This window comes from Psychrobacter lutiphocae DSM 21542 (genome assembly GCF_000382145.1).
GTDB classification, from domain to species: Bacteria; Pseudomonadota; Gammaproteobacteria; order Pseudomonadales; family Moraxellaceae; genus Psychrobacter; species Psychrobacter lutiphocae.
Genome location: NZ_KB907622.1, coordinates 182,018 through 198,408 on the forward strand (window position 1 = coordinate 182,018; position 16,391 = coordinate 198,408).

12 protein-coding genes are annotated in these 16,391 nt (G+C 43.1%); 4 read left to right on the forward strand and 8 right to left on the reverse strand.

The window, feature by feature from the left end; translation table 11 throughout:
* Positions 1-24: 24 nt before the first annotated feature.
* Both glnD and map read right to left on the reverse strand, forming a co-directional pair.
* Positions 25-2,715, reverse strand: coding sequence for a [protein-PII] uridylyltransferase (gene glnD, locus H140_RS0100855; protein WP_019671763.1), 2,691 nt, complete (start codon positions 2,713-2,715; stop codon positions 25-27).
* 112 nt (positions 2,716-2,827) lie between these two features.
* Positions 2,828-3,628, reverse strand: coding sequence for a type I methionyl aminopeptidase (gene map, locus H140_RS0100860; RefSeq protein ID WP_026348712.1), 801 nt, complete (start codon positions 3,626-3,628; stop codon positions 2,828-2,830).
* A 738-nt stretch (positions 3,629-4,366) separates the two neighbouring features.
* Here map and rpsB point away from each other — a divergent pair.
* Positions 4,367-5,149: a 30S ribosomal protein S2 gene (rpsB, locus tag H140_RS0100865; RefSeq protein WP_019671765.1), complete on the forward strand. Its 783-nt coding sequence runs from the start codon at positions 4,367-4,369 to the stop codon at positions 5,147-5,149.
* Positions 5,150-5,368: 219 nt separating this feature from the next.
* Entirely contained in the window at positions 5,369-6,244 is an 876-nt protein-coding gene (tsf, locus tag H140_RS0100870; RefSeq protein ID WP_019671766.1) for a translation elongation factor Ts, read from the forward strand.
* 127 nt (positions 6,245-6,371) lie between these two features.
* Here the strand turns inward: tsf and H140_RS0100875 are convergent, their stop codons facing one another.
* Positions 6,372-6,674, reverse strand: a complete 303-nt coding sequence (locus tag H140_RS0100875; protein WP_019671767.1) for a monooxygenase — start codon at positions 6,672-6,674, stop codon at positions 6,372-6,374.
* Positions 6,675-6,805: 131 nt separating this feature from the next.
* Complete coding sequence (gene ppc, locus H140_RS0100880; RefSeq protein WP_019671768.1) at positions 6,806-9,619, reverse strand: phosphoenolpyruvate carboxylase; 2,814 nt, start codon at positions 9,617-9,619, stop codon at positions 6,806-6,808.
* A gap of 271 nt (positions 9,620-9,890) precedes the next feature.
* Between ppc and H140_RS0100885 the strand changes: the two genes are divergently transcribed.
* Complete coding sequence (locus H140_RS0100885) at positions 9,891-10,865, forward strand: DMT family transporter (protein ID WP_019671769.1); 975 nt, start codon at positions 9,891-9,893, stop codon at positions 10,863-10,865.
* Between the two features lie 79 nt (positions 10,866-10,944).
* On the opposite strand, the gene H140_RS15730 is transcribed toward H140_RS0100885, so the two are convergent.
* The 4 genes from H140_RS15730 to H140_RS0100900 all read right to left on the reverse strand — a co-directional run bounded on the left by H140_RS15730 (position 10,945) and on the right by H140_RS0100900 (position 15,454).
* Positions 10,945-11,109, reverse strand: coding sequence for a hypothetical protein (locus tag H140_RS15730; RefSeq protein WP_156819035.1), 165 nt, complete (start codon positions 11,107-11,109; stop codon positions 10,945-10,947).
* Positions 11,110-11,562: 453 nt separating this feature from the next.
* A complete protein-coding gene (locus H140_RS0100890; RefSeq protein ID WP_019671770.1) occupies positions 11,563-12,939 on the reverse strand; it encodes a solute carrier family 23 protein in 1,377 nt (458 codons plus the stop codon).
* A gap of 276 nt (positions 12,940-13,215) precedes the next feature.
* Positions 13,216-13,707, reverse strand: a complete 492-nt coding sequence (locus tag H140_RS0100895; RefSeq protein WP_156819040.1) for a protein disulfide oxidoreductase — start codon at positions 13,705-13,707, stop codon at positions 13,216-13,218.
* A 139-nt stretch (positions 13,708-13,846) separates the two neighbouring features.
* Entirely contained in the window at positions 13,847-15,454 is a 1,608-nt protein-coding gene (locus H140_RS0100900) for a carbon-nitrogen hydrolase family protein (protein ID WP_019671772.1), read from the reverse strand.
* Positions 15,455-16,130: 676 nt separating this feature from the next.
* On the opposite strand from H140_RS0100900, the gene H140_RS15340 reads away from it, so the two are divergent.
* A partial coding sequence (locus H140_RS15340; RefSeq protein WP_156819036.1) for a helix-turn-helix domain-containing protein occupies positions 16,131-16,391 on the forward strand: 261 nt, incomplete at its 3' end.

Here is a 16,391-nt window from a genome sequence, read left to right on the forward strand (position 1 = left end):
TAAGGACATTGCAACAGACACCACCTAATTTGACGTGGTTAAAATATCCATTAACGCTTGTTTTAAACGCTCAAGCTTGCTATTGCTTAATGGTGCATCATTGAGATCACTAATATAAAACATATCTTCAGCACGTTCTCCTAAAGTGGTAATACGTGCAGCGTGAACCTCGATTTGTTCGTTTAAAAACACCTGACCAATGCGAGCCAGTAACCCAGGCTGATCTAGTGTGGTTAGGCTCATGATATGCTGACGACTTGCCTCGTTATAGTGAAAATCAATCTGAGTGGGTACTTGAAAGTTTTTCAGTCGTCTTGGCAGGCGTTTTTGCACAAGTTTTGGTGTTTCTGGGTTTTTAAAGGCATCAATTAGGCGCTCACTTAGCTCTTCACGTGATTCAGGGTCACTAAGCAAGGTGCCATGTCTATCAAGCAACACATATGAGTCTAACGCAAAATCTCGGGTAGCGGTAATAATTCTGGCATCCAGCACATCTAAATTCATTTGATCAAACACGGCCATGGTGACTGCAAACAAATTGGCTTGGTTTTGAGTATAAATAAAGATTTGTACCGCATCGAGTGCCAACTCTTGATGCTCACGTAGCACGATTAATGGCTCGCTATTACTATCAGATGCTTTACCCAAAGGTGGATGGTTTAAGATGGCTTCAGTATGCCACATAATGGCTTCGGGGATTTCACGTAAAAAGTACTCATCACCCAGCTCATCCCATAGTGCCAACACTTCTTCTCGATTCATGTGCTTATTATCTGCCTTATCAAGCAAAGCAAGCGCTTGCTGTCGAGTAGTGGCTATCATTTCTTGGCGATTGGTCGGGGCATCCAAATCAGCACGCAAAATACGGCGTGTTTGAGTGTATAGTTGCTTCATTAAGGTCGCACGCCAACTGTTCCAAAGCTGTGGATTGGTAGCATTCATGTCAGCAACGGTCAATACATACAAATGATTTAGGTGAGTAACATTACCCACTATGTTGGCAAATTTGGTAACAACTTCGGGATCTGAGATGTCTTGTTTTTGTGCCGTCATTGACATTAATAGGTGATAACGAGTGAGCCAGCCGATGAGTTTGGCATCTGTATCACTCATACCATGTGCCAGACAAAACTCAATGGCATCTTTTTCGCCCAGTTCACTGTGATCTCCGCCCCGACCTTTGGCGATATCATGGAAAATGGCGGCCAACACCAAAATTTCTTTACGCTCAATACGCTGATAAATGGAGCTTACTAAGGCAAAGTCGTCCTTGTATTTGGGGTCAGTAAAGCGGTGCAACATACGCACCAGTAGCAAAATATGCTCATCGACCGTATAGCGGTGGAATAAGTCATATTGCATGAGTCCAATTAAATTGACAAACTGTGGCATATAACCAGCCAGCACTCCATAACGCTTCATGATGCGTAGTCGTTGAAATAGATAGTTTTGTTGCTTTAAGTTATCTAAAAACAAGGCTTTATGTGTTGGATTATCACGATAGGCTTGATCTATACCACGTGCGGCAATTTTTAACGCTCTTAATGTACGGGTACGAATCTTTTTGATGCCCTGCTGTCCCATCAGCAAAAACATCTCCAAAATGGCTTCTGGGTGTTGTGCAAAAACATGGTGATGGGCAATAGCAATTTGATCACCAATTCGGTTAAAGTGAGCATTAAGCACAGACTTTTTAGGTCGTTGATTGTCTGGCAGACGGGCTTCGATCAAGGTTTCATAATAATGAGAGGTCAGCATCTCAGCAAGGGTTGAGATTTGCATAGCGCAGCGGTAATAATCACGCATAAAGTTCTCAACTGCGCTATTAGGCTCATCCTCTTCCGTCTGTTCGTAGCCCATTAGTTTGGCAATATCACGTTGATAATCAAACAGTAGCTTGTTTTCATTGCGCCCAGTCAGATGATGCAGATGATGACGAATTTGCCATAAAAAGCCTTCGGCAAACATCAGCTCATCAAATTCCTTTTCGGTCAAAAACTCTTGTGGTACTAAATCATAAAGCTTGCTAATACGGAAGTAACGTTTGGTAATCCAGCCGACAGTGTGGATATCACGCAGACCACCAGGTGATTTTTTGATATCTGGCTCTAGGTTATATTCTGTGCTGTTATGACTTAGATAACGTGCCCGTGCTTCTGCCATTTTGGCATCATAAAAGTCTTTTTGTGACCACACTTCTTGCACTACATTATTAGGTATAACGCTTAAGTCTTCATTGCCAGTAAGCAGTCGTGCTTCAAGTAGATTGGTTGCAACCGTAACATCCACGGCAACTTGCAGACAGTCCTCTATACTACGAACTGCAATGCCAGGCTCGATACCGATATCCCATAAGCGGGCGACAAAGGCATCGACTTTTAATGATTCTTTTTCGGTCAACGTATCAGGTGCCAATAACAAGATATCCACATCAGAGTAAGGTGACAGCTCACCACGACCATAGCCACCTACTGCAAATAACGCCAGTCGAGTTTGCTCAAGCTGATGATATTTAAATAAAGCGATAAGCAAGTTGTCAATGGCAGAGGCGCGCGCAGCAACCAATTGTCTAATATTAACCCCTTGTTCTAAAGCTTGAGAGATGTCTTTTTCTATTTGTTTTAGCCAGTCAGGAACGCCTAGATTTCGGGAGTTACTATTTTTGAAATCAGGTAGTGGAGTTGTTAAAGTTTCAGCCGGCTCATTGATAAACATAGAAAAATCCAAACAGGGTATGTGATAACTTGAGGTTATAATAGGGCAAAAAGTTATAATAGGGCAAATTTTAAGCAAAAAAAAGACTGCCAAAGCAGTCTTTTGTAGCTTCCTAAGTCGTTAAAAAACTCAAATCTTCTTCCGGACGGGTGGTAAATACTTCACAGCCATTGTCGGTGACCATGAGCGTGTGTTCCCACTGTGCGGATAACTTGCGGTCTTTAGTAATCGCTGTCCACTGATCTGGCAAGATTTTGGTTTTCCAAGTGCCTTGGTTAATCATCGGCTCAATGGTGAAAGTCATGCCCGTTTTTAGCTCCATACCCGTGCCTTTGCGACCATAGTGCATGACTTGCGGCTCATGGTGGAACTGATTGCTGATGCCATGTCCACAGAACTCACGAACGATACTAAAGCGCTCTGGCTCAACCACTTCTTGAATGGCAGCACCGATGTCACCTAAGTGAGCACCATTTTTTACCGCAGCCATACCGGCATAAAGGGCTTTTTGCGCCACATCACAGATGCGCTGCGCCATGATAGAACCTTCGCCGATAATCCACATTTTTGAGGTATCGCCGTAATAGCCATCTTTGATCACAGTCACGTCAATGTTGATGATATCGCCATCTTTCAGGATTTTATTATCTGAAGGAATGCCGTGACACACCACATGGTTAACCGAAGTACATACTGATTTTGGAAATGGCGGCTGCCCATAATTTAGCGGAGCAGGGATGGCGCCTTGCACATCAACAATATAGTCGTGAGCAAGCTGGTTTAAGGCTTCTGTGGTCATGCCTTCTTTGACGTGGTCATCAAGCATGACTAAAACGTCGCTGGCAAGTTTACCAGCAACTCTCATTTTTTCTATCGCATCGGGTGCGAGAATTAGATTGTTTGTATTGGTCATAATGTGTTAGATGTTACGTTATTAGTTATGAAGTTGAATTTTTTAGCTATGAATTTGAATTAAGGCGTATGCCTTATGTTATATGCCAAGTTATATATAAAGGTCATATTAGTCATATAAAGGTCACATCAATATAGGCGGTTATTATAACACAGACGCTTGAGTATTTAATTTGTGGCTGTGTTACTAAATTGATGGGCTTTGAGTTAAAAGTTATAGATTAACGGCTTTGAGTTAAAAGTTATAGATTAACGGCTTTGAGTTAAAGATTACGGACTAAGGATTACTCTAGCTTAACTTAGCCTGTCAGATTCAGATAATGGTGGGTTAAGTTTTTAGATTAGCTACTTCTACTTAATCGCAAACTGTGTTAAAATATACGCCTTGTTTTATTTCTCAAATTTACAGTGTCTGTTAATTAGTTTCAATTTAGAGTAGTTAAGATGTTAGAAGTAGTTAAGATGCTTTAATTTTAGAAAAAAACAATATAGATAGATATAACCGTAAAACCAACAGTAAATTAAAGCTTTTAATTCGATAATAAGTTTTTAATTTATCAACCAATGACACACACATTGCGGTTAAGAGTTGCTGGGTGTTTGTCGGCTTGACTAATTTGTTCGTTATTCTGTGTTGTATTGGCATTAACTGCCAAACTAACAGCAGAACAAATGCGTGTCGATGAATCGGTAATTTTTGCAATGTGGAGGCATAACCCAACTTTCAAAGGAAATACACATGTCAAACAGTCCAACTAACATGCCAATGCGCGATCTTCTACAAGCTGGCGCTCACTTTGGTCACCAAACTCGTTTTTGGAACCCAAAAATGAACCAGTACATCTTTGGTGCGCGTAACAAAATTCATATCATTAACCTAGAGTACACTGTAAAAGCATTCAACGACGCTTTAACTTATGTTAATGGTCTAGCTGCTAAAAACAACAAAATCTTATTTGTTGGTACTAAGCGTGCAGCCAGTGAAGTTATCCGCGAGCAAGCACTACGTGCTGGCATGCCTTATGTTGACCATCGCTGGTTAGGCGGTATGTTGACTAACTGGAAAACATTACGTCAGTCAATCAATCGTCTAAAAGAACTAGAAAAACAAGCCGAAGACGGTACTTTTGCGAAGCTAACTAAGCGTGAAGCATTAGAGCGTACCCGTGCTATGGAAAAACTAGAGCGCTCTTTGGGCGGTATCAAAAACATGGGCGGCTTACCAGACGCTTTATTTGTGGTTGACGTTGATCACGAAGCGATCGCTATTAAAGAAGCCAAAAACTTGGGTATCCCAGTAATCGGTATCGTTGATACCAACTCAAACCCAGACAACGTAGACTACGTTATCCCAGCAAACGATGATGCTATCCGTGCCGTAACTTTATACGTCACTCGTATGGCTGATGCGATCATTGCTGGTAAAGAATACGCCAAAACTCAAGCAGGCGGCAATGCTGAAGCTCCAGTAGCAGCAGAAGAAGCACCTGCACAAGAAGCAGCAACTGATTCAGCTGAGTAATGACCTAAGCGTGTCTTTAAGAGTTTTTTTGTCTCATTGTCCATAATTTGACTTATTGCGGCATGATGTGGAAACCCTCGTCATGCCCTTGTCGTTTTATAAATTAACAATGATTTTGTAACTTATCACACTGTTTCAGACAGTGAAAGACAGGCTAACAGCTGTTACTTATTTATTTTTATACATCATAACGACTCATATACATATAGAGGAAAAGATATGTCAAAGATTTCTGCTAAGTTAGTAAAAGAGCTACGTGACCGCACTGGCCTTGGCATGATGGAATGTAAAAAAGCGCTTGAAGAAACAGGCGGTGATATCGAAACAGCCATCGACAACCTACGTAAATCAGGTCAAGCAAAAGCTGCTAAAAAAGCGGGTAACATCGCAGCTGATGGCGCAATCGTTATTGCTCAAGAAGGCAACAAAGCCATCTTACTAGAAGTAAACTGCCAAACTGACTTCGTTGCAAAAGATGACAACTTCACAGCATTTGCCAATAAAGTTGCTGAGCTTGCTCTAGCAAACAATACCACTGACGCAGCTGCAATCGCAGAACTTGACTATGATGGTCAAACTGTTGAAGAAGCCCGTGTTGCTTTGGTACAAAAAATCGGTGAAAACATCCAAGTGCGTCGTGCAAAAATCATCGAAGGTGACAACCTAGCTTCTTACCGTCATGGTCTACGTATCGGTGTTGTGGTTTCAACTGAAGGCGGCGACGAAGAAAACGGTAAGAGCCTAGCAATGCATATCGCAGCGTTCAACCCAGTAGCGGTTAATGACACTGACGTTCCTGCTGATATCTTAGCACGTGAAAAAGAAATCGCTGAAGCCAAAGCACGTGAATCAGGTAAGCCTGACAACATCATTGAAAAAATGATCGAAGGCAGCCTACGTAAGTACCTAGACGAAGTTGTTTTAGTACGTCAAGCGTACGTTATGGACAATGACAAGAAAGTTGGCGACGTACTTAAAGCTGACGGCGTAACTGTTAAAGAATTCGTTCGCTTTGAAGTAGGCGAAGGTATCGAGAAAAAAGAAGAAGACTTCGCTGCTGAAGTTGCTGCTGCTCAGGCTGCTGCTGCTAAGTAATGAGTCTTTGTTTATTTGATTATTAATCAGATAAAACAGTCATAAAAAAGCCCATCGCAATATTTTGTGATGGGCTTTTTTGTGGCTATTTCTGGCAGTTAGCCATTTAACCTTTAGCGCTTAATGATTAGAATTTAGCGTGACAAATAGCACTAAGCTCTTCATTAATAGTAAATACTTTGGCATTAATACCAGTAATACCAAACGACTGTAAACGATCAGTATGCTTTTGCAAATAGCGGTTGGCATCGTCTAAGTTATCAAACACATAGATACCACCAGCTTCTTGAGTGTCTTGGTTTTCAGTCCAAATCTTAGATACCAGTCCTGGCTCAGTAGCAATGTCTTTTGCCAAGTCTTGCATGGCGGTGAAGAATTCATCACCAAATGGGCCAGAAAAAGGAAAATCAATTTGTAATAAGTATTTCATAAAAATCTCTTAATAAGTATCAGGTGCTTATTATAAATGCAGTATTTAGTATAAAGCACCTGATTATTATAATAAAAACAAACAGTTGAAATGTTTTATTTTATAGCCTTCAAGTAAAGTGCGCCGTTTTATTAACCTGTATTACGCAAACCAGCTGCCAAAGCGTTGATGCTGCGAATTAATGGGTCAACAACCGATAATTTATCTGCTGAGCCATCATCGGCGGCAGCATCTTTCAGCTTCTCGACACTTTGCTCATCTTGCTCACGGCGCAAACGCTGCAACAGCTCAATTTGGATGTAGTTAATGGGATCCAAATAAGCATTTCGCCACTCAAGAGAGCTTGCTAAGTCTTGTTGTTTCGACAACAGTGAGCCTTGTTCAAGCAATGAGTTTAAGCCAGCTTCAGTCAACTGATGCTCGTCCATCACGGCCTGCATAACCTGCTCTCGCAGCTGCTCATCATCACACAGCTGGCTATAAGCACGGGCAATACTCATCTCCGACTTGGTAAACGCCATCTCAATATTACTGACAAAGGCTCGGAAGAATGGCCAATGCTCGTTCATCTCTTTCATCAGTGCTTCATCTTGCTTCACGCTTTCAAGCGCACTGCCAACCCCATACCAAGCAGGTAGGGTAAATCGAGCCAGTGACCAGCCAAATACCCAAGGAATAGCACGAATAGTCGTCTTACTAGGCACTCCTTTTTTACGGTGTGCAGGGCGTGAGCCAATATTGAGTAATGAAATCTCTTGCACAGGGGTGGCCTGCGAGTAGAAGGTGTAAAAGCCCTCTGTATTATCGGTTAAGGCACGATATTGTTGCTCGCCTGCATCGGCCAAACGAGCGAATAATGACTCGTAGCGCTCTAATTGTTTTGGCTGCTCGACAAAGCGGCTTGAACTGGCTTTTAGCGCACCTGTAATGCCCATCGTCAGCTCAAACACTGCGGTGTCTGAGTTGGCATATTTGGCATACAGCACTTCGCCTTGCTCGGTAAACTTAATCTGACCATTTAAAGTGCCCGCTGGCTGAGCAGCAATGGCTTGGTGGGTTGGACCACCACCACGGCTCACCGAACCGCCACGGCCATGGAACAGACGAGTCTGGATATCATACTGTTTGGCAATTTTAGTAATGGTTTGTTGTGCGCTATACAGCTGCCACGCTGAGGTGATAATACCGCCGTCTTTTGACGAATCGGAGTAGCCCAGCATAATCTCTTGGGTATTATCAGAGCGCTGCAACAAATTGCGATACAGCGGATTGTCCAATACCGTGGGTAAGATTTTGTCGATGTTTTTTAGATCATCAATGGTTTCAAACAAAGGTGCAACCGGTAGGGCGGCAAATAAGTTGCCGTCCTCATCAATACCAGACAAACCAGCAAAGCGCATCAGTAGCAATACTTCAAGCAACTGACTGGCGTTGTTGGTCATTGAAATAACATAGCTACCAAAGGTATCTTCACCTACCAATTGACGCAATTTTGCCACTGACTGCATTAAGGCCAACTGCTCTTGGGTTTGTTCGCTTAAATGATCGCTATAAATTAGCGGTGTGCCTGGTTGTTGCAATAAGCGAGTGAGCCATTGCTGACGTTCCGTTTCGCTCAAGCTATTATAATCTGGCAGGTTGGAGGCGCTGGCAAAGATATCGGCAATCACCTCGCCATGATAGGCTGAGTCTTGGCGAATATCGAGAGAGGCCAAGTGGAAGCCACAGGTCTGTACCAGGCGGATAATATCCAGCAATAAGCCATCAGCGTGTGCCTGATCGTGCTGTGCCACACTATTGCGAATCAAGTGCAAGTCATCAAGCAGGGCTTGTGGATTGCGATAGGCATGGTGAGCTGCTTCAACATCACTACCTTGGCTTTGAATATGTTGATTGGTTGCTTGGATTTTTGCCAATACAATAGTCAATAAACGGCGATATGGCTCATTGTGATAATCGACTGGGTTGTATAAAAATACCTTTTCATCAAGATCATGATAGGCTTGGATGCGCTGATACACCTCAGGTGCAATATCGATGATGGTGTCACTGTGCACCAGTTGACGGCGCAGTTTTTTGATTAACACTCGATAATGACGCAGCACCGTATTGGCATGCATCAGCACTGCCATTTCTGTGGTTTCATGAGTCACATAAGGGTTACCGTCTCTATCACCGCCAATCCATGAGCCAAAGCTAACAAAGGCGGGCAATGGATAATCGCTAAGCTCAGGATAGATGTCATCTATGGCGTTTTTCATATTGCGATAGATCTGTGGAATGGCAGTAAACAAGCTGGCATTAAAATAATGTAGCCCGTTGTTAATCTCATCATACACCAAGGGTTTACGAGTACGCACCTCATCAGATGACCACAATAAGTCGATGGTCTCAGCCACTTTTTTCTTGGCTTGTTTATAACTACTACTGCCTTCAGTACTTTCATTTAGCACTGTAGTGTGGGCGTATAAAGTCTGCAAAATATTCATGGTAGTGCGTCGGCGAGCTTCGGTCGGGTGCGCTGTAAATACCGGAATGAATTTTAATTGATCGATTAGCTCTTTAATTTGTTGGGCGTCAATGTTACGCTGTCGCGACTCAAGTAGGGTATGGCGGAAAGAACCTTCCCAAAAATGTGAGGTCTGCTGTTTTAGAGCATGACGCTGCTCGCGTAATACATTCTCTTCGGTTAAATTGGCCAAAAAGAAATAAATTGAGAACGCCCGAATCACATGTTTTAACGTTTGATTATCCAATGATGAAATCAAGGCAATCAGTTGTTTTTTATTCTCAGGATTGGGTGAGCGGCGCTCTTTGATAAAGCCTTTACGCAAGGTTTCAATGGTTTTAACCGTTTGCTCATCTGCTTGACGGGCAATGGTTTCTCCAATCATTGAGCCAAGTAGGCGAACACGAGAGCGTAGCAGCTCATTATTTAATGGCATTTTAGGTTCCTTATAATTTGGCCTAGGTATTAAGGCGAATGTTGCATACGCCTTAATTAAAAACAGGGTGTAAAGTTATCGATGAAACTGCAAAGCAGTCACAAGACACTAGATATTAACTAATAACTCTATATCATTTCTAACGACATCTATATCATTTCTAACGACATCTATATCATCTCTAACGACATCAGATGCTTGCGTCACCAAGCAAGCTTATCATACACTTGAGGGTTCACAACAGAGGTGACCACAACAATAAGGATGAGCGATGAGCCAGACGTACACACAGCAGCCTAAGCAGACACAATATGCCGCCATTGGCTTAATTATTGGGTGTGTTGTCTTTGGTCTGGGCAGTCTTATCGTTGCCCATGTCGACGTGGGCGGCTATGCGATGGCGTTTTGGCGCTTAGCGATATCCGGTGTGGTCTTTACCTTATTGGCTGTTTTGTTCAAGCAGCGTATGCCCTCTAATATTAGCATACAAAATCATAGAAAAGCGCTGATTTATGGCTGTTTATCTGGCGCTTTTTTGGGCATTGATTTGGCGCTGTGGCACGAGAGTATTTATGCGGTCGGCCCTGGAATATCGACCTTACTTAATAGCTTGCAGATATTTTTCTTAGCGGCACTGGGTTTTTTAATATTCAAAGAACGTCAAACTTTAGTGCAACTGGTTAGCCTGTTTATTGCTTTGGCTGGGGTAGTGCTGATTGCCAGTCCTGAGTTTGCCAACAATCATCATGCTGCATACGGCTTTATCACTGGCATTGTCTCTGCCAGTATGTTGGCCGCTTCGATGACCTTTATTCGCCTGACTCATCAAGCAGCGCCGACTCCGATATTTGTATTGATGCGTCGTATTAGTTTGGGTGGTAGTTTGGCGATGTTGTTGCCAATGTTGATCTTAGATAAGGGGCAAATACTGCCCCAAAGCTTAGCAGAGCTGGGCTGGATACTAGTATATGGCACAGTGATGCAGTGCTTGGCGTGGGGGCTTATTGCCTACTCAATTCCTAAATTATCGCTGACAGTGACCGGCTTGCTGCTGCTAACCGAGCCGTTGGCAGCCCTGGTCATTGATTATTTTTGGCTATATAAGCCAATTAATGAGGTGCAATGGACGGGTGCGGTATTGACCATGTTTGCCATTTATTTGGGGTCATTAAAGCCTCAAGCATTACGTCAAAATACAAAAATGCGCCGCTATCGCTTTTTTTCTCGCTTTTATCGGCGTAAATAGAGTGAGGTCACAGTAGTTTTGAATGTCGTTGGTTTTAAGATTTAACGAATAGAAAAAAGAAAGGGCGCAAAGCCTTATTTCATTGATGGAGCCAATCCTGCTTTACGCTACTATCTGCCGAGCTCATGGCGTGCGGACTAACGTGACGAGAGTCGTTACTGCTACCACGACACCGCCTCTCGCCACAGTCCGCATCGCCATGACCTACGCCAGTATATCCGCTGCAATCAGGGCTAAACCGCATCTTCAATTCACATTTACTGCGAAAATAGCTTCAATCACCTTTTTGAGATTTGCACCCATCAAATCACAATTCGCATTCGCTGGGTGTCGTTACCTCCACGCCAGCCTACACCCCATATCCTGTTAGGGTTTTTGATTTTTTATGTTTGCACGATGTGTAGGTTGGTATTGAGGTACGAGGCTCAACATTTTGACGAAAGAAATGTATTATATTGTGCCTTGAATGTGGCCGTAAGACGGGGTTTAGCCCTGACAGTAGCGGATATCCTTGGACGACCACTGGCTTGCAGTGACTTGGCTAAGAGTGGTCGCTCGTATGTTGGAACGCTCGTAGCCAATAGTCACTGCGCCAGTGGGTGGGCAAGATAGGAGCGGATGGCAGGATTGGCTCCTGCTTTTTTGTTGCTTATATTTTTGTTGCTTATATTTGTAAGTGAAGTTATTTAACAGGCGATTAGGCTTTTTTATTAGTGATTTCACGGTTAAATAAAGCGTTTAATACAATGGCGGTTAGGGTAGCGGTTCCGATGCCACCTAAGTCGAAGCCACCAAGATGCAAGCTAAAGTTACCAGCACCCATAATGACGGTGACTGCGGCAATGATTAGGTTGCTGTTTTTGGTGAAGTCGATTTTATTATCCATCCAGATTTTGACCCCAGCAATGGCAATTAAGCCAAATACCACAATCGAAGCGCCGCCAAGTAACGCAGGTGGGATGCTTTGGATAATAGCGCCAAATTTCGGCGATAGACCTAAAAAGATAGCGACTAAGCCGGCAACCACAAAGATGGTGGTACTGTAAACTTTGGTCACTGCCATGACGCCAATGTTTTCAGCGTAAGTCGTTACCCCTGTACCGCCGAAGCCGGCTGATAAAGTGGTGGCAATACCGTCAGCAAAAAAGCCGCGTCCAATATATGGCGTGACATGTGACTTGGTCATGCCTTCAACCGCTTTAAAGTGACCTAAGTTTTCAGCAATTAAGATAAAGGCAATCGGGGCAATCAGCACAATGGCATCTAGGCTAAACTCTGGGTGGTGAAAGCTGGGCAGACCAAACCAAGCCGCTTGCTGCACGCCACTAAAGTCGATCGGAGTACCAAAGCCCATCACATTGGTGACCAGATAGTAGATAATGTAGGACAATATCAAGCCGATAAGCAGCAGTAACCGGCGCAGCATACCGCGGGTAAATATCGCCACGCTACTGATTAATAACACCGTTAAAGTGGCCATCCAAGCATCGAACTGATTGGCAGAGACGCCTTGAATCGTCACTGGTGCTAAGTTCAGACCAATAATCATCACAATGGCGCCGGTGACCACAGGGGGCATTAGCTTTTCAATCCAGTCGGTGCCGACTTTCATAACCAGCACACCAACTAAGGCGTAGATGATACCACAGGCCATGATGGCACCGAGTGCCACGTTTAAGTTGGTGTTAGGACCACTGCCAGCATAAGCGGTGGCGGCAATGACTGGACCAATAAAGGCGAAACTTGAGCCCAAGTAGCTGGGCATACGGCCGCCAGTCATGATAAAGAATAAAATGGTACAGATACCAGACATCAAGATGGCTAAATTGGGGTCAAAGCCCATCAATAATGGCGCAAGCACAGTAGCACCAAACATGGCGAAAGTGTGCTGAATACCCAACATCAGACTTTTTCCTGGTGGTAAGTATTCATTGATAGCGACTGTATTTTGATCTAAGTCACCACCAAAGGGCTTCCATTTTGGAAACCACTTGCCATTGCTAAAGTCTGGATCGTAGTCATATAAAGGGGTGTCATCGGTAGATGTGGAGTTATCTGTGTGGCGAGGATGCATAGACTGTCCTTATTTATAGGCAGTAAAATGTATAGACAGTATAAGATGTCATAAGCAGACGCTGTCAGTTATATGTCGCAAGTGTGTATGCTTGGTTACTAAATTGTACAGTAATTTAACACCGCTATTATAGACCAAAACTGAGCGCAGGTTGAACCTAATTCATCAGAGCCTCTGCCAGCTTGAGATAACAGTTATTGATATCAACTCAAAGTAGCTGTGATATCAACTTCAAGTAGCTGCTGATACTAATACAAAGTAGCTGCTGATATTAGCCTAAACTAAAGAAGACAGCCACAGTCGTAATTTGAGAGACCATTTAGGCTGTATGCCCGTTAGCCCTTGAGTCATCTCTCCATTTTTTAAGACCACGTAAGAGGGCGTAACTTGTCCTTGCCACTGATCAAATATCGCACCGTTAGGATCATTGATGGTGGTAAAGGTATAGTTGTGTTCTGCCATATATTGATGTAAATCTTGATTGCTGCCTGAGTTGACGGCTATTGTCACGATGGGATAGTTATTTTGTTGAGACAAGGTATTGATGGTGGGTGAGGTGACTTTGCAGACACCGCACCAAGTACCCCAAAAATATACCAAAACGGGTGACTGCTGGCTGAGCTGCTCAAGGTCTACCAGCTCTCCTTGATAGTCGATTAGCTGCAATTTAGGGTCAGCAGGCATCACTGGCTGTCGCCACCAGTTAATGACGGTATAAATAACCACAAAAATTATCAGATACTTGCTCAGCGTCCATACCCAGCCCATTAGCCCTTGAGACCTGGTTGTTCTCTGCTTGAGCTGCTGCCTAGGTTGTTGACTGGCAGTGTGGTCGGTTGAGTCGTTCGGTGGTAATGAGTTTGGCATGGTGCTTCACTTTTATAAGAACTAATTGGACGGCAAGCGGCTATTGATCGGCATCTGCTTGTGCTTTAAGTGCCGCTTCAGCGTCCGATTTGTTTTGTTTGACCGATTGTTTGGCTTTCTTTTTCCATTTTAGGCTAAAGATATCTTCACGACGGTCTTTTAAGTTGTTTACTGAGCCTTCGTTGCGCACATGAATCAGCTTGTCTAGGTCTAAGTCAGAGAAGAATACCATTTCAGTGTTGGCCGTGGTTTCCGCCATAATCGCATCATGTGGGAAAGCAAAGTCTGACGGTGAAAATACCGATGATTGGGCATACTGGATATCCAGGCTTTCTACCTGCGGTAAGTTGCCCACCGAACCACAAATCATCACATAACACTCATTCTCAATCGCACGTGCTTGCGCACAATGACGCACACGTAAGTAGCCGTTTTTGGTGTCTGTCCAGAAGGGGACAAATAAGATGTCCATGTCTTCTAACGCCAGTAGACGTGCCAACTCTGGGAATTCGACATCATAACAAATTAAGATGCCAACTCGGCCGGCATCGGTGTCGAATACCTGAACTTTGTCACCACCTTGGATGACCCAAGCACTGCGCTCATGAGGGGTAATATGGATCTTGCGCTGTTCCTCTACGGTTCCGTCACGGCGGCACAAATAGCTGACGTTATAGAGAATCTCTTCATCTTCATCAAATAATGGCATTGAGCCTGTGATGACGTTTACGTTATAGCTAACGGCCAGATTAGAAATCTCATTTTTAAACCATTCGGTATAGTCGGCTAAAAAGCGAATGGCAACATTTTGATCTGTTGAATCACACAGACCCATCAACGGGGCATTAAAGAATTCGGGTAGGCAAGCAAAGTCAGCATTGTAGTCCGCCATGATATCGACGAAGAACTCAACTTGCTGCAACAGCTCTTCTGGGGATTCGACCTCACGCATTTGCCACTGAATACCCCCGATACGCACATCTGTTTTACGGGTATTGGGCTTATAGTCTTGAGGTTCATAATAGATATTTGCCCACTCAAGTAAGGTTGCAAAGCCTCGTGACTGTTTATCATCGGGTAAGTAGTTGGTTAAGATGCGTTTGACGATAAAGCCATTTGAAAGTTGAAACGACAAGATAGGATCATAAATTTCACGGGTCTCAACGGCTTCAATATATTCACCTGGTGTCATGTCTTGAAAGCTGTGGTATTTGGGGATACGACCACCTGCCAAAATGGCACGGAAGTTCATCTGACGGCACAGCTCTTTACGAGCATCATACAGACGACGACCTAAGCGATAGCCACGATAATCTGGATCAATTAAGGCATCAATGCCATACATGGCATCGCCTTTGGGGTCATCTTTGATAATCTCACGTTGACCGATTAAGTCATCATAAGTATGCGGATTCGAAAAACGTTGATAATTGACACGCATGGTCAGCACCATACCGATCAACTTGTCATGGTCGAACAGCGCAATTTGCCCTTCTGGGAAAGAGTCAATCAGGGTATAGATGGTGGTTTTTGACCAAGCGCCACCTAGGTTAGAGTAGACTCGATCCATCAGTGTTTTTAATTGCGGATAGTCTTTTTTCTTGATTTCAGCAATCTTTAGATGAAAGTCTTCATTTTTGGTCGTCATAGTGTTACTCGTCTATTAATTAGGTAATGAGTTCGATAGTTAGATAAATTAGGTAATTAGATTGTTTCTAGGCGTTATGGTGGCCTAAATAGGTATTGGGATCTATTAAAATAGGATTTAATTGTTGGTTAGATTATCTAAAATAATTATTAAATATATAATTTTTTATTTATGGTTTATATTTGAAAGATAAACATAGGTTGATTTTTTAATCTTTATTATTTATAAATATTATCTACATAAAAAATACAGTTTAATTCTATAAAAATGCTAACAGCTCTTGGCTTGGTTAGCAGAGTTGAGCTTGCTCAGAGGTTAGGCATAACCCAGAAAGCCGTAGTATTAGTCAAGAGTATTAATAAATCAAGAGTATTAATAAAGGATTGGACGAAATATGCGACAGATTTAGCAATTTACGACCGCTTATCGGCATATTATAAAGGCAGCGACTTTTATTGAAAATATAGATTTGTAACGCTGTGATATTTATGATTTTTTTATAAACTCTGCTCTTGTTGTGTTTAGATGCTATCACCTTATCAGCAATAGCTGATCACTTCTAATCAATCTTATCCGATCTGATCTGATCTGGTCTGGCTGAGCTATCCGTCTGGTTTGTCCTGTTCGAATAACCCAATTCTAATACCAAACCCAAAATATATAGTATAATTCAATTATGACCAAACTAACAAATACCCTAGACGATCACGACTTTGGCAAATACTCAAAAACTGAGAGCAATCCCAGAGCCCGCCTACGACTGCTGATCTTACACCAGTACAGCATAGGCAAATCCACGATAGATATTGCCAAAGACCTCTGCATACACCCCGAAACTGCCAGACGTACTAAGAAGCGATATTATGAACGAGGACTTGAAAGCATCTACGATCGTCATCGTCGAGGCCGTCACAGCAAGCTTGCACAGACAGACATA

What these genes read in the sequence shown, in the direction of transcription:
- glnD (WP_019671763.1), bottom strand. Translation starts at nt 2,715, where the DNA reads ATGTTTATCAATGAGCCGGCTGAAACTTTAACAACTCCACTACCTGAT.
- map (WP_026348712.1), bottom strand. Translation starts at nt 3,628, where the DNA reads ATGACCAATACAAACAATCTAATTCTCGCACCCGATGCGATAGAAAAA.
- rpsB (WP_019671765.1), top strand. Translation starts at nt 4,367, where the DNA reads ATGTCAAACAGTCCAACTAACATGCCAATGCGCGATCTTCTACAAGCT.
- tsf (WP_019671766.1), top strand. Translation starts at nt 5,369, where the DNA reads ATGTCAAAGATTTCTGCTAAGTTAGTAAAAGAGCTACGTGACCGCACT.
- H140_RS0100875 (WP_019671767.1), bottom strand. Translation starts at nt 6,674, where the DNA reads ATGAAATACTTATTACAAATTGATTTTCCTTTTTCTGGCCCATTTGGT.
- ppc (WP_019671768.1), bottom strand. Translation starts at nt 9,619, where the DNA reads ATGCCATTAAATAATGAGCTGCTACGCTCTCGTGTTCGCCTACTTGGC.
- H140_RS0100885 (WP_019671769.1), top strand. Translation starts at nt 9,891, where the DNA reads ATGAGCCAGACGTACACACAGCAGCCTAAGCAGACACAATATGCCGCC.
- H140_RS15730 (WP_156819035.1), bottom strand. Translation starts at nt 11,109, where the DNA reads ATGCGGTTTAGCCCTGATTGCAGCGGATATACTGGCGTAGGTCATGGC.
- H140_RS0100890 (WP_019671770.1), bottom strand. Translation starts at nt 12,939, where the DNA reads ATGCATCCTCGCCACACAGATAACTCCACATCTACCGATGACACCCCT.
- H140_RS0100895 (WP_156819040.1), bottom strand. Translation starts at nt 13,707, where the DNA reads ATGGGCTGGGTATGGACGCTGAGCAAGTATCTGATAATTTTTGTGGTT.
- H140_RS0100900 (WP_019671772.1), bottom strand. Translation starts at nt 15,454, where the DNA reads ATGACGACCAAAAATGAAGACTTTCATCTAAAGATTGCTGAAATCAAG.